The 22,118-nt window shown below is 65.6% G+C and carries 9 protein-coding genes and 6 pseudogenes; 7 read left to right on the top strand and 8 right to left on the bottom strand.

The window, feature by feature from the left end; all coding sequences use genetic code 11:
* The first annotated feature begins 131 nt into the window (after window positions 1-131).
* From MCBMB27_RS03480 to MCBMB27_RS03495, 4 genes are all read left to right on the top strand, one after another.
* Window positions 132-776 carry a NeuD/PglB/VioB family sugar acetyltransferase gene (locus MCBMB27_RS03480; protein WP_075379857.1) on the top strand — a complete coding sequence of 215 codons (645 nt, stop codon included), beginning with the start codon at window positions 132-134 and terminating at the stop codon, window positions 774-776.
* Between the two features lie 124 nt (window positions 777-900).
* Window positions 901-2,010 carry an aminotransferase class I/II-fold pyridoxal phosphate-dependent enzyme gene (locus MCBMB27_RS03485; protein WP_075379858.1) on the top strand — a complete coding sequence of 370 codons (1,110 nt, stop codon included), beginning with the start codon at window positions 901-903 and terminating at the stop codon, window positions 2,008-2,010.
* Between the two features lie 42 nt (window positions 2,011-2,052).
* Window positions 2,053-3,825, top strand: coding sequence for a glycosyltransferase family 61 protein (locus MCBMB27_RS03490; protein ID WP_075379859.1), 1,773 nt, complete (start codon window positions 2,053-2,055; stop codon window positions 3,823-3,825).
* A 28-nt stretch (window positions 3,826-3,853) separates the two neighbouring features.
* Complete coding sequence (locus MCBMB27_RS03495; protein WP_236952881.1) at window positions 3,854-5,626, top strand: glycosyltransferase 61 family protein; 1,773 nt, start codon at window positions 3,854-3,856, stop codon at window positions 5,624-5,626.
* Window positions 5,627-5,647: 21 nt separating this feature from the next.
* Here the strand turns inward: MCBMB27_RS03495 and MCBMB27_RS03500 are convergent, their stop codons facing one another.
* Both MCBMB27_RS03500 and MCBMB27_RS03505 read right to left on the bottom strand, forming a co-directional pair.
* Window positions 5,648-9,052 carry a rhamnan synthesis F family protein gene (locus tag MCBMB27_RS03500; protein ID WP_170861863.1) on the bottom strand — a complete coding sequence of 1,135 codons (3,405 nt, stop codon included), beginning with the start codon at window positions 9,050-9,052 and terminating at the stop codon, window positions 5,648-5,650.
* Between the two features lie 529 nt (window positions 9,053-9,581).
* Window positions 9,582-11,993 carry a glycosyltransferase family 4 protein gene (locus MCBMB27_RS03505; RefSeq protein WP_159020291.1) on the bottom strand — a complete coding sequence of 804 codons (2,412 nt, stop codon included), beginning with the start codon at window positions 11,991-11,993 and terminating at the stop codon, window positions 9,582-9,584.
* Window positions 11,994-12,249: 256 nt separating this feature from the next.
* On the opposite strand from MCBMB27_RS03505, the pseudogene MCBMB27_RS03510 reads away from it, so the two are divergent.
* A pseudogene (locus MCBMB27_RS03510) lies at window positions 12,250-12,528 on the top strand (transposase); the annotation flags it as partial.
* Window positions 12,529-12,760: 232 nt separating this feature from the next.
* Here the strand turns inward: MCBMB27_RS03510 and MCBMB27_RS03515 are convergent.
* On the bottom strand, window positions 12,761-13,981 hold the full coding sequence (locus MCBMB27_RS03515) for an IS256 family transposase (protein WP_075379863.1): 1,221 nt from the start codon (window positions 13,979-13,981) through the stop codon (window positions 12,761-12,763).
* Window positions 13,982-14,267: 286 nt separating this feature from the next.
* On the opposite strand from MCBMB27_RS03515, the gene MCBMB27_RS03520 reads away from it, so the two are divergent.
* Entirely contained in the window at window positions 14,268-15,947 is a 1,680-nt protein-coding gene (locus tag MCBMB27_RS03520) for an IS1182 family transposase (protein WP_075379864.1), read from the top strand.
* A gap of 91 nt (window positions 15,948-16,038) precedes the next feature.
* Here the strand turns inward: MCBMB27_RS03520 and MCBMB27_RS03525 are convergent.
* Together MCBMB27_RS03525 and MCBMB27_RS03530 are read right to left on the bottom strand one after the other, a co-directional pair.
* Window positions 16,039-16,200 (bottom strand): annotated as a pseudogene (locus MCBMB27_RS03525) (transposase); the annotation flags it as partial.
* Between the two features lie 51 nt (window positions 16,201-16,251).
* A pseudogene (locus MCBMB27_RS03530) lies at window positions 16,252-16,425 on the bottom strand (transposase); the annotation flags it as partial.
* 197 nt (window positions 16,426-16,622) lie between these two features.
* On the opposite strand from MCBMB27_RS03530, the gene MCBMB27_RS03535 reads away from it, so the two are divergent.
* On the top strand, window positions 16,623-18,191 hold the full coding sequence (locus MCBMB27_RS03535) for a tetratricopeptide repeat protein (RefSeq protein ID WP_075379866.1): 1,569 nt from the start codon (window positions 16,623-16,625) through the stop codon (window positions 18,189-18,191).
* A gap of 281 nt (window positions 18,192-18,472) precedes the next feature.
* On the opposite strand, the pseudogene MCBMB27_RS03540 reads toward MCBMB27_RS03535, so the two are convergent.
* The 3 pseudogenes from MCBMB27_RS03540 to MCBMB27_RS03560 all read right to left on the bottom strand — a co-directional run bounded on the left by MCBMB27_RS03540 (window position 18,473) and on the right by MCBMB27_RS03560 (window position 22,027).
* A pseudogene (locus MCBMB27_RS03540) lies at window positions 18,473-19,728 on the bottom strand (IS3 family transposase).
* Between the two features lie 56 nt (window positions 19,729-19,784).
* A pseudogene (locus MCBMB27_RS29040) lies at window positions 19,785-20,341 on the bottom strand (transposase); the annotation flags it as partial.
* Window positions 20,342-20,470: 129 nt separating this feature from the next.
* A pseudogene (locus MCBMB27_RS03560) lies at window positions 20,471-22,027 on the bottom strand (ISL3 family transposase).
* Between the last annotated feature and the right edge of the window lie 91 nt (window positions 22,028-22,118).

Consider the following 22,118-nt stretch of genomic DNA (forward strand, 5'->3'; position numbering starts at 1 on the left):
GCGCTGGAGGGCGCACGCGGTCTCGTGTAGGGCAGGGCACCGGGCAGGCAGGGATCCCCGCGCATGGACGACGACCGGAACGACACGCTGCATTCGGGCCGCGGACGGATCCGATCCCGGATCCGGGCACGATGACCGTCCGCCTCGTCCTGTACGGCGCCGGCGCGCTCGCCCGCGAGATTGTCGACGCCCTGCAGCGCCTCAACGCGCACGGGACCGTGATCGAGCTGCAAGCCAGCATCGTCGATCCCGGGATCGACGCGCCGGAGACGTTTCGGGGCCGGCCCGTGATTCGGGATGTGCGCAGCCTGGCGGGCGACGCGAGCCTGCGCTTCGTCGTCGCCCTCGGCGAGCCCGGGCCCCGGGCCCGGGCGGTCGCGCATCTTCGGGCGGAGATCGGCGCCCAGTTCACCTCGATCATCGATCCGGGGGTGCTGATCGGAGCGAGCAGCCGGATCGGCGCGGGTGCCGTGATCCTCGGCCATTCCTCCATCACGACGGATGCACGCCTCGGGGAGCACGTCCTCGTCAACCCGGGCTGCACCGTCGCCCACGACGACGTGCTCGAGGATTTCGCCACGCTGAGCCCTGGGGTCCACCTGGCCGGGCATGTCCGCGTCGAGGAGGGCGCGTTCCTGGGCACCGGGGCCTGCGTGATCCCGCGGATGCGGATCGGCGCGCACGCCGTGGTCGGCGCCGGCGCCGTCGTGATCCGGAACGTGGCGCCGGGCCAGACGGTGTTCGGCAATCCGGCGCGGTCCCTGCGGCGCGCCTAGGCGGGGAGGGCCCGGCATCCGGATCGCCGCCTTCCGCGGTCCTGTCCGGCCATGTATAGCGGGCGCGTCACCTTAGCATGCGCGTGAGGATGGTGGCGGCCGACAGTCAGGACGTGTCTCGACGATGATCCCCGTGCTCATTCCAAGCCTGCCGGAGACGGATGCCATCGTCCCGTATCTGCGCCGGATCGATCAGTCGCACATCTACAGCAATTACGGTCCGCTCTCCCGGGCGTTCACCGAGACGCTCTGCCGTTTCGTCTCGGAGCGCGCCGACGGCGCGCCGGTGGCGGCGACGATCACCGGCAGCGGGACGACGGCCATCGAGCTCGCCCTGCGCTACCGGATCGCCGGCCGGACGGGCCGGCTCTGCCTGATGCCCGCCTACACCTTCGTCGCCACCGCGCATGCGGCGGTCAATGTCGGCCTGGAGCCGTTCTTCGCGGATGTCGATCCCGAGACGCTGGCGCTGACGCCGGCCATTGCCGCCCGTGCCCTGGCGGCGGCCGGGGGCGATGTCGCCGCCGTGGTGGTGGTCAGCCCCTACGGCGCGCCGATCGACGTCGCCGCCTGGGAAGCGTTCGAGGCGGCGCACGGCATCCCGGTGGTGTTCGACGCCGCCGCCGCCACGCTCAACCTGCACCGCGTGGGCGCGCAGCCGATCTGCGTGAGCCTGCACGCCACCAAGGCGCTCGGGATCGGGGAGGGCGGGGCGATCCTCACCACCGACACCGATCTGGTCGCCCAGACCACCGCCATGACGGGCTTCGGCTTCTCGGCGAGCAGCCGCGTGTCGGAGGTGCGGGGCGGCAATTACCGGATTTCGGAATACGCCGCCGCGGTCGGACTGGCGGTGTTCGACGGGCTCGAGGCGCGCATCCAGCAATTGCGGGACGCATCCCTCGCCTATGTCGCGGGCTTCGAGCGGATCGGCGTGCGCATGCAGCCGGGCTTCGGCAGGGACTGGCTGACCATGACGATCACCGCCCTGTTCGAGCCCGGCACCGCCGATGCGGTGACGGCAGGCTTCGACGCGGACGGGATCCAGTGGCGGCGCTGGTACGGGACCGGCTGTCAGGCGCACCCCGCCTTCGCGACCTGCCGGCACGACGGGCTGGCGGGGACCGCCGCGGCGGCCGCGAGCGCCATCGGGGTGCCGTTCTTCCCGGCGATCACGCCGGCGCAGATCGATGCGGTCTGCGGCAGCGTGGAGCGGTCTCTGGCGGCCCGCTGAGCGGCGACGGTGGGCCCGGGCCGAGAGGAACGGTCGAGGACGATGCAAGGCGATTTTCGGCGTATCCTGAGTCAGGCCGATCCCTCGAACGGCGCCGCTGCGCTCGACGCGATCGAGGACGGCCTGTCCGCACTCACGAACAGCCGACCGGCGGTCGCTGCGCAGCACCTCGCCACGCTGGCTTTCCGGTTCAAGGGCGAGAACCGGCTCGACCTCGCGGCGCGTGCCTACGACCTCGCGGCCCGGGTGACGCCTGCACCCGCGGCGGCGTATCGGCTCGCCGCCATCCGAACCCGCATCCTCGATCTCTGCCGCCGCAAGGCGTTCGATCCGGTGGAAGGGCTGCTCCAGGAGTTGCGGGAGGCCAAGGCGGCCGCCGGGGATCACGGGCAGAACGACCCGTCGCTCATCCACATCGCCTGGGACTACGAACTCGCCGGGGACGCCGAAGGCGCGGTGCGCAGCTACCTGCTCGCGCGGATCGCGCGGGACCAGCTGGGCGGCCAGGCGCTGACGATTGACGGCGACACCCTCGAGCGCAAGATCCGGAACCTGCGCCTCCTGCAGATGACCGCTCTTGCCGAAGATGGTCGGCACGAGGAAGCGCGGGCACTCCACGAACGGACGCGGCATGTCCTGGAGCTCGGGCCGCTGCGGATCTACGACATTGTTTCCGCCCGCCAGGGGGCCGCCGACGGGCAAGGCGAATACCGGGAGCTGCTCGGAGCCCGCCGGATCGCCGAGCCGGAGATCCGCTTCCTTGAAGGCCCGGTAGCGCTGACTTCCGATTGCGGCACTCTGAACGCCCCGCCGCAATACATTGCCCGGTTCAGGGACTGCCTGACCTTTCCGCGCAGTAACATCGTGCTGCAGGGTAATCGCTTGATCTACGATCTCGCGGCGCACCCGGACAGCGGCGTCGCGGATATCAAAGATGGGAAGAACGCCGATCAGATCATGACGGCCGTCTACGGCGGTGGGCGTGCGTTAGTCGAAGAGCCGGCTGAAGCGCAAACCGTCGAGTCCGGCCTGATGATGTTCGGGCTCCAGAGCAGAAACTACGGCCACTGGTTGCTCGAATTCGTGCCGCGGATGCTGTGGTTCAACGACCCAGCATGTCCAGCGGGTCTCCCCATCTGCATCGACGACCACATGCCGGAAACGCATCGACAGATTGTGGAACTGCTCGATGCGCGCCACCGGCCGATTCTGCCCCTGCCGGCCCAAGCGGTACGCTTCAGGGAACTCGGGGTCGCCCCAGTTCCGACGTTTTTCCCGTTCGACGTTCGGCCGGGCGTGCCGGTCTACGACTCGGTCTGGCCGAAGGACATCCTCGGCGCCATGCGGCGCGCGGTGCTGGACCAACTTGCGGCACGCGGGATTGACCTGCGCGCCACGGGGCGGCGGATTTTCCTGTCGCGGAAAGGCTTCACGCAGCGCCAACTCGTCAACGAAGCCGAGATCATCAACGTTCTGGGGCGCTACGGCTTCGAAGTCGCCTACCCGGAGAAGCTGTCCTTCATCGAGCAGATCGCGCTCTATCATTCGGCCGACGTGATCGTGGGCTCCGCGAGCTCCGCTATGACGAACACCATCTTCTGCAACGACAAGGCCCGCGTCGTCGCGCTGATCCACGAGAACCGGTCGTTCAATTTCCGCGGCTACACCAGTATGATCGGGTCGAGCGGCGCCCAAGTCCTTTATATCCGGGGAAAGACGGTGCCGGGCGAGAAGACGCATCCGTTCCACGCCAACTACACGGTCACGCCCCAACAGGTGCTGCGCGGCCTTGAGCGCGTGGGCGTCGGCCCGTAGCGGCCAAATACGGGGCGACATGCGGCCGATGGTGACCTTCCTCGACCTCGTCCGGTCAATCGACAGCGGCAACGCCGCGCACGTGCTTGACAGGCTGGGCTCCCTGCTCGAAGCGGAGCGCCCGTCGGGATCGCGGGCGGCTGCGACCCTGCGGCACCTCGAAGCCCTCGGCTTCCGGCTTGAGGGGGGCGCCCGCTTCGCGGATGCGGCGCGCGCCTACGAACTCGCCGCCGCGATCGACCCACACGATCCGGCGCGCTGGCACCGGATCGCCATCGCGGCACGCCTGCGCGGCTTCATCGACCACGAGCGCTGGGACGACGCATCGGCGTTTGTCGCCGCGATCCGGGGCCAGGACGAGGCGGGGCCCGCCCTGCACAAGACCGCCCGGACGCTGCTGCAGCTCGGCTGGGATCACGAGTGCCGCGGCCGGGCGGAACCTGCCGTTCAATGCTACCGCCTCGCCTACGCACTTAACGGCGGCGATGCCGGCCTCGCGACCGTGGACGGGGACAGCCTGAGCCAAAAGATCCGGAATCTGCGCATCCTGCAGATGAACGCCCTGGCGGAGGCGGGCCGGCACGAGGAGGCCGTGGTGCTGCACGAGAGCACCCGGTCGATCGTCGGCCTCGGCCCCGTCGGCATCTACCGCATCGTCTCAGCCCGGCAGGAAGCCGGGGAGGGGCACGGGCGCTATCACGAATTGCGATCCGGCCGCAGGATCGCCAACCCGGGCGTGACATTCCTCGACGGCCCGATCCCGCTGACCTCCCAGCCGGGGACCCTCGACGCTCCGCCGCAATACGTGGCCTTCTTCCAGGACTGCCTGACCTTCCCCCGCAGCAACGTCGTGCTCCACGGGGACCGACTGATCTATGACCTCGCGGCCCATCCCCTGAGCGGGGTCGCCGACATCAAGGACGGGGTCAATCCGAGTCAGATCATGACGGCCGTCTGGGCGCCCGAACGCGCCCTGGTCGAAGCGCCATCGGAGACGCGCGAGATCGAGGCCGGGCTGATGCTGTTCGGCCTCCAGAGCCGTCAGTACGGCCACTGGCTGCTCGAATTCGTCCCCCGGATGCTGTGCTTCAATGATCCCGCATGTCCCTCGGGATTGCCGCTCTGCATCGATGACGGGATGCCGGAGACGCACCGCCAGATCGTCGCGCTGATGGACACGCGCGACCGGCCAATCGTGACGCTGCCCCCGGTCGCGACGCGGTTCCGCGAACTCGGCCTCGCGCCCGTGCCGGCCTTCTTCCCGTTCGATACCCGGCCGGGGCTTCCGATCTACGACGCGATCTGGCCGCAGGACATCCTCGCCGCGGTGCGGGACAGGATCCTCGAACGGCTCGCCGCTGATGGGGTCGATCTCCGACGGACCGGGCGGCGCATCATCCTGTCCCGGCGAGGGTTCACGCAGCGCCAGCTCGTCAACGAGGCCGAGATCGTCGAGACGTTGCGGCCCCACGGGTTCGAGGTTGTCCAGCCCGAGCAGCTCACCTTCGCCGAGCAGGTGCAGATGTACCACGCCGCCGACATCATCGTCGGATCGGCGAGTTCCGCCCTGATCAACTGCATCTTCTGCCGGCCGGGCACCCAGGTCGTGGCGCTTGCCCACGAGAGCCAGGAATTCTACTTTCGCGGCTTTACCAGCTTCGTCGAGTCAAGCGGGGCGCGTCTCTTGTTCGTCCGCGGAACCACCCTGCAGGCGGAGGGCGTCCACCCGATGCACGCGAACTACATGGTCCCGCCGGCGACGATGCGGCGGGCTCTGGAGAAGGTCACGGTAGCTCTTTGATGCGCATCCGCTGACGGCGCCTCAGCCGGACGCCGGACTTCCCGCTCCCGCATACACCTTGTGAGTCGGCATACCGCAGAAATCGTCCTCCACGCCGAGCATCCGCATCGGTTCGGACGGGGTGGCGAGCAACCCCTGCATCAGCAGGCGCAGGAATTCCTGTGGCCCCCGCGTCGGTATCTCGGCCTGGAGCAGATCCGCGCCGTACAGATCCAGGGTTTCGATGATGTACTGCTCAGCGCCGGCATGGAGCTCGGCGAGGACAGCGTGCTCGTCCGGAGACCGAGGGTCAGCCTTAAACATGGGCGCGATCCGGTCGCCCACCGTCTCGTAGCCCACAACCTGCCCGTGGGGCGCGGTCAGGAACGCCTCAACGGCGAGGCCGTAGGCCAGGACGGGGAGCGCGGACGTCTCGGGATTCTCGGTGCCCGCGCGGAAGCAGCTGACGGCCGCGCCGCCGTCCTTCTCGACGCCCTGCGCCGTGTCGAAGGTCGTCATATAGAAGCCGACCAGCGGCCGGCCGAGCGCCACCTGCATCATCTTCTGAATCGTGGCCGAGTAGCCGACATCGACCACCGCGTGGAGGCCGTCGGCATCGAGCCCCTCCTGTCGGGCATAGGCGCGGAATCGCGCGTTCATGTCCACCCCATGGGCCATGATCTCCGGCTCGAGGTCGGTCATGACGCGCTCGACCACAGGGGCATCGGTCGGGAGCCGCACGTCGCGGCTGTCCAGTCCGAGATGTGCCGGGGCGGTGAAGCTCGCCCGGTTCCAGAGCAGGGACTGGATACTCCCCACGTAGCGGCCTGCCCCGGTCACCAGATCCGGACGGAAACCCGTGCCGAGGGCCGCACCGATCGCCACCTGCCGGGAAACGTGGAAGTAGCGACCCTCGGGCAGATGGCGCAGTCCGTAGCGCTCCCGGATCAGCCGGTAGACCTTGACCAGGAAGTCGCCTTCCCGCGCGAGAAAGTACAGCCGCTCGACCCGCCCCAGGGCTTCGTGCCGGATCAGCCAGGACATGAACAGCAACATGAGCGGCCCGAACACGACGTAGCCGACCTCGCGGGCCGAGCCGAGCGAGAGGTAGGGCGGGGCTGCGCGGTCGAGGAACGGGTTCCGGCACAGCGTCAGCATGGCGTGGCCGATGACCAGATCGGACGACCACGTGCGCGCGAGATCGCCTTCGTCCCGCACAAACCCGCTCTGTGCGAGGATCTTGGCCGGATGCGCGACGTGCAGGTAAGGGATCCGTCGGTCGCAGGCCGCTTGGATGTCGGAGTGCTCGTTGTCGCCGACATGCAGCCAGCGGGCCCGCGGCACCGCTTCGGCCTTCTCGACGTGGCGCCACAGGTCGCCCCGGTCCTTGCGAGCCCCGATCGCGTTTGACACGTAGAGCGCCGCGAATAGATCGGCGACTCCAATTGCCTGGAGGATGCCGCGTATGTCGGCCTCCTCATAGTAGGTATCGGTCATCAGGACGATGCGCTTGCCGCGTTGGCACGCCGCCTCCAGGACGGCGATGACCTCCGGGCGCGGGCGCAGAGCGCCGAGGTCGATCTGCTTCTCCAGCGCGTGCGCCCGCGCGACCACGTCGTGGGGGATGGTGCCCGAAGCGGCGAGTTCCGCGTAGATCTCCGACAGGTTGACATCGCCCTGGTGGTGCTTGCGCGCCCGGACCCGATTCTCGGCGGCGCGGCGCTCCGCGAACAGCGGCACGGGGCGGCCTTCCTCCGTCGCGATGCGGTGCTCGACGAGATTGAGCACCGCGTCCGGGCGCCGGGCCGGGCGGCTCACCAGCGTGTCGAACAGGTCGAACGAGACGAGGTCGACATCTTCCAAAGCCCGCAGCGCCTGATCCTGGGTCCGGGCGCTGTACTGGTGCCAGTTGCGGGCACTGCCGTCAGAGCGGATGAGACCCCGATCGTAATCGAGGCACACGGCGCGGTAGCCCTGCGACCGGCACACGATCGGGATCACCCGCTCGATCGCGTGGGCGACCGTGCCATCGGTCTGGCCGTGCTCCTCGGGGAAATCCTGGGGGGTCAGTCCGCCGGTCAGCAGCGGGCGCAGGGCATCGACCCGCGCCCAGAACATGCCGCCGACCGGGTAGTCGATGTACTCGTCGAACCCATCATAGGGCAGGCCGAGGCGGGCGAGCAGGCCGTAGCCGGTGCCCATATTCGAGAGCCAAGTATGCGCCCAGTAGACGATGTGCGCGCTGGTTTCAGGGAAAACGAGGCCGATCGTGCGGTCCTCTTCCAGCAGCATGCGGGCAATGGCGGCGCAGGCCGCGTTCGCGAACAACGCGCGATAGATATCGTCACGCCAGCGAGTCTGCTCGGCACCGCTGAACAACGACTTCTTCGTGTGGACGTGGAGCACGAGATCGTAGCGCAGGATGTCAGGTGCCAGCACGGTGACGAGCGGTCCGAAGTTGCGGCCGCGATTCTTCGCCAGCACGACCCGGCACCGGTCGGCGAGGCCGGCACGATCCGCCGCCGCCGCGATCGCATGCTGCTTCGCGGGCTCGTCAGTCGAGACCAGCAGGTCGAAATGCGGGATCGCCCGCACGAGGTGGGGCAGAAGGTCCTCGAACACGTCGACGTAGAAGGCGTGCACCACAACCACGATGCGGGCGGACGTTTTCTCACGCAGGACGAGGGGGCGGGTCTCGATCACTCGTGCCTGGGCATCGCGGGCGCAGGCGAGGCGGATCGGCCGCCCCTCCGCGCGCCCGCTTCTCAGGTAATGCAGCAACGGGTTCAGGCCGGCCTCGGCGACGTCGGCATTGTTGCCGAGATACCAGCCTCCATCGAACAAAGGGCCGGGATTCAACCCGCGAGCTGCACCTTCGCGAAGGTAGTGCCGCGCTGCCTGATTCGGCGATAGATCGGAGGCGGTCGTCCGCTGGTACCAGTCCGCGTCGAACAGATCGGAGTTTTCGATCGGCGCCAATGCCAACGGGTCAGTGAAGGGGCAGATCGGCCGTCCCTCTGAGCGTCCGTCGTTCAGGTAATGCAGAAGCGGGTTCTGACCCGCAGCGGCGACGTCGGCGTTGTGGGCAAGGTACCACGGTCCGTCGAACAGCGGGCCGGGGCTCAGGCCGTTTGCGGCGCCCTCCTGGAGGTAGTGTCGCGCGGCTTGATCCAGCGTCACGCCGGGTGCCTGGGTTTCACAGTACCAGCCGGCATCGAACAAATCGGACGCCGCAATGAGCGCCGCCGCCACCGGTTCGGCGACTGGGCAAATCGATCGTCCCTCGGCACGTCCGCTACCCAAATAGTGCAGCAAGGGGTTCAACCCCGCCTCGGCGACATCGGGATTGTTGGCGAGGTACCATGGGCCGTCGAACCGCGGGCCAGGGCTCAGGCCCCGCGTGGCGCCCTCGTGGAGATAGTGCCGTGCGGATTGATCTGGTCCCACGTCAGGAGCTTGGGTTGCACGGTACCAATCTTCATCGAACAATTTGGAGGCGGCGATCCGTGCGACGACTTCCGGGTTCGCGACCGACCAAATCGGACGCCCTTCCGCGCGTCCGTTGTCGAGGTAGTGCAGCAACGGGTTCACGCCCGCCGCGGCGACGTCGGGGTTATTGGCGAGATAATATGGCCCATCGAAGAGCGGGCTAGGGCTAAACCCAAGCGCGGCGCCATGCCGCAGGTAGTGCCGCGCAGCCTGATCGAGCGACAGCTCGGGCACGTGCATTGCCTGATACCATACAGCGTCGAACAGTTCAGAATTTGCCAATCTTCGCTCGTTGGAACGATTGCCGACAAATCTGAAAAGACGGCGCAGCTTCCTTAGAAAAAATCCAGAAAAACGCATTTTATCACTTTATATTAAAATTTAGATTTTCTATCGAAGTCCGTTTCGAGGCAAACGGACAGCACAAAGATTCTTACACCATAGATTTGGCAGCGCACAAAGTCTGATGCGCTTTGACGTCGGCCCTTCATGATCTGATGCTTTCGAGCCGCTCGCTGTAGCGCCGTGCGATTGCATCGATGCTAAAGTTGTCTTTGACGAATTGGGCCGCGCGCATGCCCCGTCGCGCTGCCTCGTCGCGGTTATGGAATACCTCGCGCATGGCGGCGGCGGCGCTGCTAATTTTCGGATCGGCCCACACGCTGCCTCGTTCTACGTTTAGGTACTCGTCATATCCGACCGCCACCAAGTCGTAATCGACTAGGAAGCAGTTCTCTTCCGTACAAAAATCCATATTCCCAGAATAGGCTGTTGCGATCACCGCGCGTCCGAGCTGCATGGCTTCGAGCATGCCGAAACCGAAACCTTCGGCCCTGTGTAGAGATATATAGCAATCACAGGATAACTTCAGGGAAAGAAGCTGCTCATATGTGTAAACCTCATCAATGACTCGGATTCGGGGATCATCTTGGATAAGTTCATCAATCAAACTCCAGATTCTGATCTGAAAGTCATTTAAGACCCGGCGCCTGTTCCAAGTTTTAATGATGAGGGCCACCTGTCGATTATTTTTGTCGAACGCCGATTGAAAGGCGCGAACTGCCGCGAGAGGGTTCTTGCGCTCAGCGAAGGAAAAGGAGTCAAATGTAGTCAGGAAAGTAAACGCCCCGTCCTGACATAAATCGGGGTGGGGCTTGAGATGCGGCGGCAGGTTCTCGACGGCCATCCCAACATTCACGACCGGCTTATCGGTCTGAGTCGCGTAGATTTCCTGGACGTAGCGTGAAGAAACCCAGATTTCATCCAATAGCTCGAGTGCAAGAAAGTGCGACTTTGGAATTTTGTTAAGCTCCCAGAAAAAATAGCCGATATTATAACTGCATTCAAATATTGATTTTGGCAACATAGCCAGGGCAATCGGGATAAAATCTGCATTAAGGTGAAACAGATTAACGCGATGCGGGCGTTGGTGTGGACTATAATCGAGCTGGCTCGAGAACCCGACGAGAGCAGGGTTTTCAACGTTAAACGGCAAGGCGGACAGCGACGGCGCGATGCTGCGCTCGAGGATCTGGTACGATAGGCGTGTCGCCTGCCCGAGCCCAGAGGTCTTATCAATGGGACCGATGACGGATGCGCCCTCCTGCGTTTCACTCCGGGCAGACACCGTCGACGGTAGACAATGTCCCGCCTTTTGGTACGAGCCTTGATTTGACCCGGAGGCGCTATTCCCGCTGCGCTGCCGGACTTGTCCGGCGAGGTTGCATGCAACAGTTGTATCCCGGAGAAAAAACGTTAGATTGTCTTCGAAAGGGTCTGCGCCGTCTAACTGACGCGCGAAGAGAGCCTCCATTGAGGAACGCGGAATAAGATCGATAACATGCGGATGTTTGCAGCTTAAAACAAGGAAATAGTGCAGAGCTGCCAGCCGCCCCGCGCGACTGTTGAGATTTAAGCAGTGCAGCTCGGGATTCTTGGAGATATGCAGTCGCATAAATGTGCTGAGCGGAAAGCTGCCATGGGATGAATGATCGACGTTCCGCAGCATCGACAGCTGATCAGGTGTTACGAGCGTCTGCTCCAGATTCAGTTGCGGCGTCTTCTCAAAACACCACCAGTACAGTACCTCATTCACCACCTCCGGCTTTGTAACATCGAGAAGGTCCGGGCGATCGCGCCGGAGAAGATTCCAAAGGGCCACGCTGATGCATGCGGGAAACTCGGAAACCGGCAGCGGACTGTTGAGGAACCGCAGCTGAGCTGGCGACAACGGGACGCTAAGCGATCGCCCCCATCGCAGACTGTATTCTCCGATATACCACAGGAGGATATCCTGGCGGTCCTTCGCGGTGCCAGAGAGCTTGGCTTTGAGATTCGCGCCGCCTGACCGGAGTACCTCATTGCGAAGAAATTTCGAAATCAGGCCGTCGGGATCCTGCTCGGGATTAGCTGTTTCAAGAAGAATGGCTGCAGGCGATCTGCTGCTGGGCGAGGATTGGTCGTCGTCAGGGAGACAAGACCAGCCGGACCTACTCGGTGCCGCTGGATCCACTGCAGCTTGCAATTCGGCAGCAATCAGAATCATCAAGGCTGAGAAGGATTCCGGAAGCGGCGGAACGACACGTTGGAGGCTCAGCATACCCAGGTGAACGTTCTTGGCCAAAACCCATCCGCTGCCGAGGATCGAAATTTCGATTGCACCGTCCAAGGCCGAAAAATTCTGCAGGTCGACCACGAAACCGTGCCGTCCGTCGCCGATGGCATGGTCCTTGAGATCCTGCCGAAAGATGTTGGCTCTCGCATACTCCGTCTTGCCTCCGGCCGCAGTGATCTGAACGAGAAGCGGCAGATTCGGGTTGCGCGTGTCGAAGGCCCATCCGGTGACGAAGGGCTCGTCGATGAAGTCGATGTAGCCGCGCCACCTTTGATCGTTGGTCATGTCCAAACTCATGAATAGGCATCTTGGGGTGCTCAACCACAGCCGCGGGGCGTGCGGGCTCGGTTTCGCTCCATTCGCCTTCTAGCATCACCCATCCAACTCATGCGATGTTGCGCGCTCATATCCTGCGGCAAAATTGCGGACCCCCGATCGGCGGACCTGGGTTGGAGCAGGTTTCGGATCCGCGCCCTGACCTGACCGGCTGGCTTTGGACCGGGCTGATTGAGAGGATCAGCTGGGACCAAGGGAGTCGGACATGCGGCGAGGTCAGAGGATGAGCGCGGAGCAGGTTGTGCTGAAGCTGCGCCAGATCGAGGTGCAGACGGCACAAGGCAAGAGCTTGGCGCTGGCGTGCAAGGAGGCGGAGATCTCTGAGCAGAGCTATTACCGCTGGCGCAAGGAGTACGGCGGCCTCCAAGTCGACCAGGCCAGAAAGATGAAGGACCTGGAGCGCGAGAACGCTCGGTTGCGGCGGCTCGTGGCGGACCTGTCCCTGGTGGGTCAGGTGCTGGCGGACGTTGCCGCGGGAAACTTGTTCTCTATTCGGGGTTCATCGGTCAATGCCCTGTCGTGCGCATCCTGGTTCGACGCGTGATCGGTCCTGTGGAGCTCTTGCTTCTCTCCGAGGTCGGCCGGTGCCGCCTCATGTTGGGGTAAGAGGGAGTGGGCGGAGCCATCTAAGCCGCGCGCTCGGCAGAACCGACGCTCGAGTTTCCTCGGCTCACCGGGACTGTCAGGAATTCCGTGTGCGGGCGGCGGGTTGAACATCAGGCCGCCATGGCCCGTGTGAAGCGCTCGCCGAAGATGACGGCGAACTGCGCCTTGGCCATGACCCACTCACGTGGCCCCATCTTCCACGCCTTCTCGGAGCGGTTTAAGACCAGGTAGAGCAGCTTCAGCGCGGCCTCGTCGGTCGGGAAGTGCCCGCGGGCGCGCACAGCCCGGCGCAGCGTGGCATTCAGAGCCTCGATGGCGTTGGTCGTGTACAGGATCCGGCGCACCTCGCCGGGGAAGGCGTAGAACGGGACCACCTCGCCCCAGGCCCGTCGCCAGCTCTGGGCGATGGCCGGGTAGCGCCGACCCCATTCACCCGCCTCGAAGGCTGCCAAAGCTGCCTCGCCAGCCGCGGCATCAAGCGCGCGGTAGATGTCCTTCAGCGCCCCCTCCACGGCCTTGCAGTCCTTGTAGGAGACGAAGTCGAGGTTGTGGCGCAGCAGGTGGACGATGCAGGTCTGGACCAGCGCCTCGGGGAACACCGCTCGGATCGCGTCGGGGAAGCCCTTCAGGCCGTCGACCACGGCCAGCAGCACGTCCTCGACGCCGCGGTTCCTCAGCTCGTTCATGACCCGCAACCAGAACTTGGCGCCCTCATTCTGCTCCAGCCAGAGGCCGAGGATCTCCTTGGATCCGTCGGCGCGCACGCCCAGCGCGATGTGCACGGCCTTGTTGCGGACCACGCCCTCGTCACGCACCTTGATCCGCAAGGCGTCGAAGAACACGATCGGATAGACCGGCTCCAGCGGCCGGGCCTGCCAGGCGGCGACTTCCTCCAGAACCGCGTCGGTCACCGCGCTGATCAGATCGGGTGAGACCTCAATGCCGTAGAGCTCGCGCAGGTGCGCGACGATCTCCCGGGTGCTCATGCCGCGGGCGTACATCGACACGATCTTGTCGTCGAAGCCGGGAAACCGGCGCTGATACCGGGCGATCAGTTGCGGGTCGAACGTCGCCTGCCGGTCGCGCGGGATCGCCAGCTCGATCCGGCCAGTCTCGGTCGTGACTGTCTTGCGACCGTAGCCGTTGCGCGTGTTGCCGGCCTCCTCGCCCGCCAGATGGTGGTCCATCTCGGCGTTGAGCGCCCGCTCGGCCAGGGCCTTCTTCAGCTCGTCCAGCAGGCCATCGGCCTCGAAGGCCGTCTTCGGATCGGCCCCGGCCAGCAGCTGGTCCAGGAGCGCGTCAGGGATACGGGGTGCTTTGCGTCGTGCCATCGGGAACCTCCTTCGGGTCCACTATGGCCGCCCGCACACGAAATTCCTGACAGTCCCCCCGCCTCAGGCCCATCTTCAATGGAGAGTACCCGGCAGCCAGGAACCTCGTGCAGCCGCGCCATCGCCAAGCTCCGTCCTTCTCACACGAACGGAGAACGCACGGGGAAGCCACACGAAATGACGAAGAGCCACTTTTGCGATACTGCTGGCGAATTGGGTGAATCGGTTTGAGATGATGGGCGTTTCCGGATCATGGCGCAGAGCGCGCCTTGTCCGGGAGATCGAGATGTCTCTCCATCCCACACCCGATTGCGGCGTCCCACACGAGACCGCGGCCGTCGCCCGTGCCGCATTCCCACACGGTCATGCCTATCTCAGGCTGAGGGATGCTCTCGGTCCGATCGACACGGATATCCCGTTCGCTGGCTTGTTCGCACGCGTCGGACAGCCCGCGGCCTGCCCCTGGCGGCTGGCGCTGATCACGCTGCTGCAGTTCTCTGAGAACCTGTCCGACCGCTGTGCGGCCGATGCCGTACGGGCTCGCATCGACTGGAAGTACCTGCTCGGCCTCGACCTGACCGATCCCGGTTTCGACGCCTCGGTCCTGAGTGAGTTCCGCTCCCGCCTCGTGGCCGGCGAAGCCGAGGCCCTGCTGTTCGACACCCTGCTCACCCTCTGCCGCGAGCGCGGCCTCTTGGCCAAGCGTGGCCGCCAGCGCACCGACGCAACCCATGTCCTCGGTGCGGTCCGCAGCCTCAACCGCCTCGGCTGCGCCATCGAGACCTTGCGGGCCGCCCTGAACGCCCTGGCTGTTGTCGCGCCGGACTGGCTACGGGCTCATACGGATCCGAACTGGATCGAGCGCTACGGCCGTTCCATCGACGACTTCCATATCCCGCAGGGCGAGACGGCGCGCCGCGCCTGCGCGGAGGCGATCGGTGACGACGGGCACCGGCTGCTTGCAGCCGTCGACGCCAAGGCTGCACCGGGCTGGCTGCGCAACGTCCCCGCCATGGTGGTCCTTCGCCGCGTCTGGCTGCAGAACTTCCACGTCACCGAACCACCGACCGGAGGCTCGGAGGGAGACGGGCGGATCCGCTGGCGGACGGAGGCCGAGGGCATCCCAGCGGCCCTGGTGATGGTCGCATCGCCCTACGATCCGGACGTGCACTACGCCAAGAAGCGCGCGACCACATGGATCGGCTACAAGGTCCACCTGACCGAGACCTGCGACGACGCCCAGCCGCCGCTGATCGTCCACGTCGCGACGATACCGGCCCCGATCGTGGATCGGGCGGTGCTCGACCCGTTGCACGCGGCGCTGGCGACGAAGGACTTGCTGCCGGCCCGCCATCTCGTCGACGCCGCCTATATCGACGCCGACGGTCTCGTGGCCGCCGCGCGTGATCACGACGTCGTCCTGACCGGACCGGTGTCGAAGGACAACCAGTGGCAAGCGCGTACCGAGGGCGCCTTCACCATCGAAGCCTTCCACCTCGACTGGGATCGGAAGATCGCGACCTGCCCGGCGGGACATGACAGCCGGAGTTGGCATCCCAATTACAACCTCGGTCGCACGGTCATACGGATTCGGTTCGCTGCACAGCACTGCCGAGCCTGCAGCCTGAAGCCTCGCTGCACCCGCTCGCAGCGCCGTCTACTGACCCCGCGCTCGCGTGAGGAACACGATGCGCTCGTCGCGGCGCGGGCACGAGAGACCTCGTCGGCCTTCGCAGTTGACCGGCGACGGCGCGCTGGCATCGAAGGCACGCTCTCACGCGGCGTACGGACGATGGGCCTGCGTCGCAGTCGCTATCTCGGTCTAGCCAGGACGCATCTGCAGCACCTGCTGACGGCGACGGCGATCAATCTCGGCCGCCTGGCCGCCTGGATCGGCGACACGCCCGCTGGCCGAACCCGACGCCCTGCATTCGCTCGCCTCATGGCTCAGCCCGCGGGCGCGTAGGAATTCGCCAGCAGTATCTTTTGCGGAGCAAGTCCAATGCTCACCAACCCCTGATCCGCAAACGTTCCACCGCTCCACCAAAACGGGTCAACTCCATCTCCCGCTCACGTCGACCGTCAATCCAGTTGCGCAGCGTCGAGAGCCCGACGCCGAGATCGGCGGCGACCTCGCGGCGCGACCGCCCACTCGTCTGCGCCAATCGCACCGCCTCAGCACGAAACTCAGGGGTAAAGGTCTGCTTCCGGTCTGCCATCGGAACCCTCCTCCTTCAGGAAAAGAGCTCTCCACTTTCTCGAGGCAAGTCCATCTCCGCTGGCAGCATCTCCCAGGGAATGCCTGAGCGCAGCACGAACAGAATGCCGGTCAACGCGGCTCGGTTCTCGATCGGCCGTCGGCCACCTTTTGGACGTGGGCGGGGCGGCGGCAGAAGCGGCGCAATCTCGGTCCAGAGACCATCGGGCAGAAGCGGACGAGCCATTACGACCAACGCCCACCCGCCCGATCCGTGCCCGTTCTGTTAGGCGCTATAAAGGTCCACCATGCCAGTTCGGGCACCCGTCCTTCGCGCTCTTGCCATCATCTACGACGGCAATCGAGCGCGAACGGTCGGGACCGCTCGCACGACACTTCGGATTTTTCGATAGGCTGAGCACCCAACAGCAGGATATACGTCACATGCTGCAGCCATGGGACAAACCGCTTCTACTGCTCAAGTCTACCAGGATTATCGAAATGAACGCACCTCTGCCAAGCGCCGCGTTACTTCATCAAAATGCACTCGCACGGATCGAGGAGGGTGACCTCAACAGCGCGCAAGCTTTGCTGAAAGACGCCCTTCGCCTCGCGCCCGACAGCTTAGCTGCCTATAGCACACTCGTGCGCGTTTCGCAGCAGCTGGGACGGCTGGCTGAAGCCAAGTCACATTGTGAGAGATTGATCGAGCTCGCTCCAGATGATCCGTCACTTGTGCTCTGGCTCGGATGGCTCAATTTCGAACTCGAAAGCTTCGACGAAGCGAAGTCTTGCGCCGCTTATGTCGAGGACGCGGCCCTTGGTCGGTCGAGGGACGCGCTACGGCTTCTCATCTTCGCCTGCGGCAGATCCGGCGATTGGCACCGGGCGGCGATCGCGTTCGAGAAGCTGACGGCGCTTCACCCGGACGGCATCGACGAAATCGTCGAATCGGCCTTCGGTGCGTTCGCGGATCACCTGCTGAAGCGCTACCACGCTAGGGCTTTTGCCGATGTCGTGGATCTCGGCAGGCAAATGCCCTCCCAATTCGCCTCAGCCAAGTGCATGACCGTTGACCAGGTCGCATTCGCGGTCAGCGACAGTTGCCTCAGATTGGGCCAGTACGGCGAAGCGATCCGCGCGCTTGAGGACCGCATTCCGGCAACCGGCGGCCCCCAGCTCCCGAAGCCCGTTCTGGCCTCCGCCCGGAGCCTATGCCTTGTAACCTCTCTGATGCCAAGCCGCCTCGCCATTCAGAAGCGAGCCGTAAAGTCCTGGCTGGAACTCGGCGCGCAGGTCATATCACTGAATGCGGCCCACGAGCGGACCATACTTGAAGGCACCTTCCCCGACGTTCAGTTTGTGACAGCGCCGCGTCACGCTGAGGGCCGTTTCGGCAAGCCTTACGTCTATGTCCACGACATGATGACCGTGCTGGCCGACGCACCGACCCGCACAGTCGGTCTGATCAACGCGGACATCGTTCTCTCGCCGAAGGCAGGGCCGCTCCTCGATAAGGCCTTGGCGGAAACGCGCGCGACTCTCGTGTGTGGCCACCGCTACAATGTGGATACAATCGATCGAGCGGACGCGCCAGACAGCGGCGCCCAGATCTACGAGGGGGGATATGATTGGTTTCTTTTTTCCCCAGAATCAGCGATCGTGTACATGGATGCGCCCTTCATCTTCGGCGGCCCGTGGTGGGACATCTGGCTCCCGGCCTGCGCGTTGTCCAGCAAGATCACCGTCTCGATGGTGCGCGACTCGGTCGCGTTTCACGAGTATCATGAGCAGCGATGGGATGAGACCATGTACCGGGAGCTCGGGCAGGATTTCATCCGGACGATGACCGCCACATCCAGGCAGGGCGAAGGACGCTTCAATATGCGATTGTCGGAACTTCTCGGAACGGCGCACGCGCTGTTCGAGAACGACAAGCCTTCTGCGCAGAAGTTCAGTTGGCTCAGCCCCTTACTCCGAAGCCTAATAGCTCTCGACAGCTGCGTCCTCTGAATATCCTGATCCCCGGTGCGGGTTGGCGCGACTTGAAGCTTGAGTTTAGCGGGGGAACCGCTGTGGCATCGGCGTAGCGCTCCAGAAGCCGAAGCCGAATCGGCCGTGACAGATGGCGTCGGCGCTGCCGAGAGTCCGTGTGTGCCCATGACGTGCGACACCGCTCTGATGTCCGCTGTCAACAACGCGGCCGCGCAAGATCGACCGCTCTGACGAACGGTTCGGGGATGTGTACGCGCACGGATGTATCGCCCGCGGATTGTGAGACACCGATTTAAAGCCTACGCGGCGATGGCCGCCTGTGGAAGCTGTGCGGCGCGGATTGCGGCGGGTGGGCGGAACCCGTGTCGCTCGATCAGCCACGTCTCATTATAGGCATCCCGGAACGCCAGCAGTGCGTGGCGCAGATCCTCGACCGTAGCGAAGTGCTTGATCCACAGCAGATTCTCCTTGAGGATACGGATTCAGCGCTCGGCGCATCAATTCCCCTCCGGGCCGCGCACGAAGGCGGGCGAACTCGCGATGCCCAGGAACGCGAGTTCTGCCTGGAAGGCGTCCGCCATGTACTGGCTTCCGTGGTCGTGCCGGACGCTCAGGCCGGAGGCGATTTCGGCCGCGAAGCCGCCGAAGCGCTGCCGCACCCCTTGGCGGATCGGCTCCAGCGCCTCGAAGCGCGTGGCCCGACGCGCCGTATGGATACCGACGCACTCGGCCGACCAGTGATCGATGGCCACGAACACCGCGACCTGCCCCTCCGCGGTCCAGGTGGTGGTCAGCTCGGTGCCCCACATCGTGTCGACCCACTCCGGGATGATGGGGCAGTCGTGGTTGCGCGGACCGCGCGGCGTGCCGACCCGCGTGGGGGCCAACAGGTCGTGGGCACGCATCAGGCGCAGCACCCGGCGCTTGGAGGTGCGCACGCGCTTCATGCGCAGCCGTGCCCAGACCTTACGGTGGCCCGCGCCGTGGAAGGGGCTGCAGGTCAGGATGGCGCGGATCCGCAGGAGCAGTGCCGTATCCGGCATCGCCCCGACCGGGCCGAGCCGCCACGCCGGATCGAGTGCGGCCTCCGAGCGAGGCGGTGAGAGATACCGGTGGACGGTGGCGCGTGACACGCGCCAGATCCGACACACCCGAGCCAGCCCGTAGACGCTCCCGCTGGCGGGCGAGACGGTCCGGCTCATGGCCGCGACCGCCTGCGGACCAAAGGGCCGTAGCCACGCGCCTCCAGGGCGGCGACCTTGGCCTCCAGCAACTCGCGCTCCAGCAGCATCTCGCCGAGCTTGGCCTTGAGACGCCCGCTCTCCAGAGCGTCCGCATCGAGGGGCCGGGTGGACAGGCTGGCCTCGCCCGCCGTCAGGAAAGCATCGCGCCAGCCCGACAAGGTCGCCGCCGTCACGCCCAGGCCGCGCGAGACGCTCTCCAGGTCCTCACCACGCAGAAACCGCAACACCGCGTCCCGCTTGCGCTGCCGGGACATGCGCCCACCCCGGCCAGGTCCGACCGCACCGGCAACCGCTCCTGAATTCGTCGTCATCGTTCTCACCCCTGAGGCGGAGACCGTCCGCTAACGGGGTGTCTCAAGCAACCGTGGGGCGGAGGAGGCCGGATCGACAGTCCCTCGTCACGGTAGATCCGGTAGGTGCGCTTGTGGTTCACCTCGCAGCCCTCCCGTCGCGACAGGATGTGCAGCCTTCGGTAGCCGTAGCGCACCCGTGCGGCAGCGAGTTCCTTCAGCCGCATGCGCAGCGTCACCTGCGGGTCGGAGCGCTTCCTGTAACGCTGGGACGAGCGGCCGAAACCGGTGGCTTGGCAGACCCGACGCTCGCTGATGTCGTAGGCCACCTGCAGGTGACCGACGACCTCGCGGCGAACGGCGGGCCTCACCACTTTCGCTTGAGCACATCCTGCAGCATGGAGCGGTCCAGCGTCAGGTCGGCCACCAGTCGCTTGAGCTTGCTGTTCTCGTCCTCCAGCTGCTTGAGCCAGCGGATCTCCGGCACGCCCATGCCGACGAACTGCTTCTTCCAGCGGTAGAACGTCGGCTCCTACACGCCCATCTTCCGGCTGACCTCGTCCACTGTCGCGCCGTTCTCCGCCTGCCGAAGGGCAAAGGCGATCTGCTCGTTCGTGAAGCGTTTGCGAGGCATGGCATCCACCCTCCTTCAGGGTTCAGGATGCCCGAATGTCAAACGGCATCGGAACGGGGCTCTTCCGCAGGTTCGGTGCTGACGGTGGGAGGCGCTCGGTCTGGTTTGTCGGGCGGTTTCTGCTCCGCCTCACGCGGCGTGAAGGACGCGCTGCCGGAGCAGGTCGAGGCCGGCGCGGCCGTACATGGAGCGCTTGATCAGCTTCAGGCGGTTCACCTGCCCCTCGACCGCCCTGTTGCTCCACGGGTCGCCGATGGCCGCGTGGACAGCGGCCTCGTCCTGCCGCAGCCCGGCGACGAAGCCACCGAGTTCACTCGCGGCGGCCGCCTCCAGCCACGGCTTCAATGCGGCCGGATCGCGGGCGCGCAGGATTGCCCCGAAGCCGCGTACCTGCTCGGCCGCGGCCTGCAGCCTGGGCGCAAGAGCACACAGCGCTGCGATGAAGCGGCGATCCGCGGGCGGAAGGCTGGCCGGATCGCTTATCAGGCACCGCGCGATGCGGCGTGTCGACGGGATGCGGGCCGAGGGCGGTCGAGTTGGAAGGCCCCGGCGCCGTCGCTTCGCCCAGCGCTGGACGATCTCGTAGCCGCCCTCGAAGCCGATGGCGCGAAGCTCGCGATACAGGCCCGCCGCGTTGTGCTGACCCTCCTGCCAGCGCACCTCGACAAAGCGCAGATGAGCATCGAGCCGGCTCGGGGCCGGCGCCCGGCGATAGGGCACGAACGCTCCCACGCACAGCTAGCGTCGTACGCTGTTGCGGGAGGCGCCGAGCGTGCGCGCGATCGTCTTGATCGCCACGCCCTCACCGTGCAGGCGTAGCGCCGCCTCGCAGCGCTGTCGTCGCCGGCCGCCCCCGTGCCCATTATCCTGCTCCGGAGGCAGGTCAGCAGGAGCGAGCGCGACCATGGCGGCTGGAGCGTCTTGGAACGCTGCCTGGCGGGCGGCCTCCCGGATTTCTGCCTGATGCCGCTCGACGCGTGAACGCAGCGCCTCGGAAGCGTTGACGAGAAGGTGCCAGCGGTCCGTGACCTGGATCGCCTGCGGCGCGCCGAGCCGCGCAGCCTCGGCGTACGGCCCCGCTCGATCCCGGCTGACGACGGCGATGCCGGGATGCGCAGCGAGCCAATCCCGCACGGGCTCGCAGGCGCGGCCGGGCAGGAGATCAAGGACGCGACCCCGTTCCAGATCGCAGACGATCGTGCCGTAGCGCCGGCCCCGCCGCCAAGCCCAGTCGTCGATCCCGACCACACGCGCGGACGCGCACCCTGCGCTCTTGCAACGGCGGATCAGCCGCAGGACGGTGTCGCCGCTGACCGGCATGGCAAGCCGTCGCGACAAGCGGGCGCCGGCCTCGCCGCCGAGCGCCATGCCGATATCGGTCTGCGCCTCGGCCAAGCGATCGCTGCGCTGTGCCCTCGCACGTGCGAGGCCGGGAACAGGCTCGGCAAAGATGCGGCCCGGACAATGGCTGCAGCGGAAGCGGCGCACCTTCACCCGCCACGTGACCGAGCGATCCTGCCAGGGCAGGTCCTTCAGGGTTCGCCAGTACGAGCTATGCACCCGGGCCGACCATCGCCCAAACTGCGGGCAGGCTGCGCGGGCTGCGGTCGTCCTGGCCGTGATCGTCAGCGCATCGGCGTTCAGCGCAAGCTCGTCGACCTGCACACCTTCTGAAACCGAGGGCAATAACGGGTTCGAGATCCGCATCGCGCTCTCCCTCCGCCACCCCAGGGATCAACGCTTCACAAGGCGCTCAGCACCGAACCTGCGGAAGAAC

This window comes from Methylobacterium phyllosphaerae (assembly GCF_001936175.1).
Classification (GTDB): Bacteria; Pseudomonadota; Alphaproteobacteria; order Rhizobiales; family Beijerinckiaceae; genus Methylobacterium; species Methylobacterium fujisawaense.

Excerpts from the sequence above, each read along its gene's own strand:
- MCBMB27_RS03480 (WP_075379857.1), top strand. The coding sequence starts at position 132 with ATGACCGTCCGCCTCGTCCTGTACGGCGCCGGCGCGCTCGCCCGCGAG.
- MCBMB27_RS03485 (WP_075379858.1), top strand. The coding sequence starts at position 901 with ATGATCCCCGTGCTCATTCCAAGCCTGCCGGAGACGGATGCCATCGTC.
- MCBMB27_RS03490 (WP_075379859.1), top strand. The coding sequence starts at position 2,053 with ATGCAAGGCGATTTTCGGCGTATCCTGAGTCAGGCCGATCCCTCGAAC.
- MCBMB27_RS03495 (WP_236952881.1), top strand. The coding sequence starts at position 3,854 with ATGGTGACCTTCCTCGACCTCGTCCGGTCAATCGACAGCGGCAACGCC.
- MCBMB27_RS03505 (WP_159020291.1), bottom strand. The coding sequence starts at position 11,993 with ATGACCAACGATCAAAGGTGGCGCGGCTACATCGACTTCATCGACGAG.
- MCBMB27_RS03515 (WP_075379863.1), bottom strand. The coding sequence starts at position 13,981 with ATGGCACGACGCAAAGCACCCCGTATCCCTGACGCGCTCCTGGACCAG.
- MCBMB27_RS03520 (WP_075379864.1), top strand. The coding sequence starts at position 14,268 with ATGTCTCTCCATCCCACACCCGATTGCGGCGTCCCACACGAGACCGCG.
- MCBMB27_RS03535 (WP_075379866.1), top strand. The coding sequence starts at position 16,623 with ATGCTGCAGCCATGGGACAAACCGCTTCTACTGCTCAAGTCTACCAGG.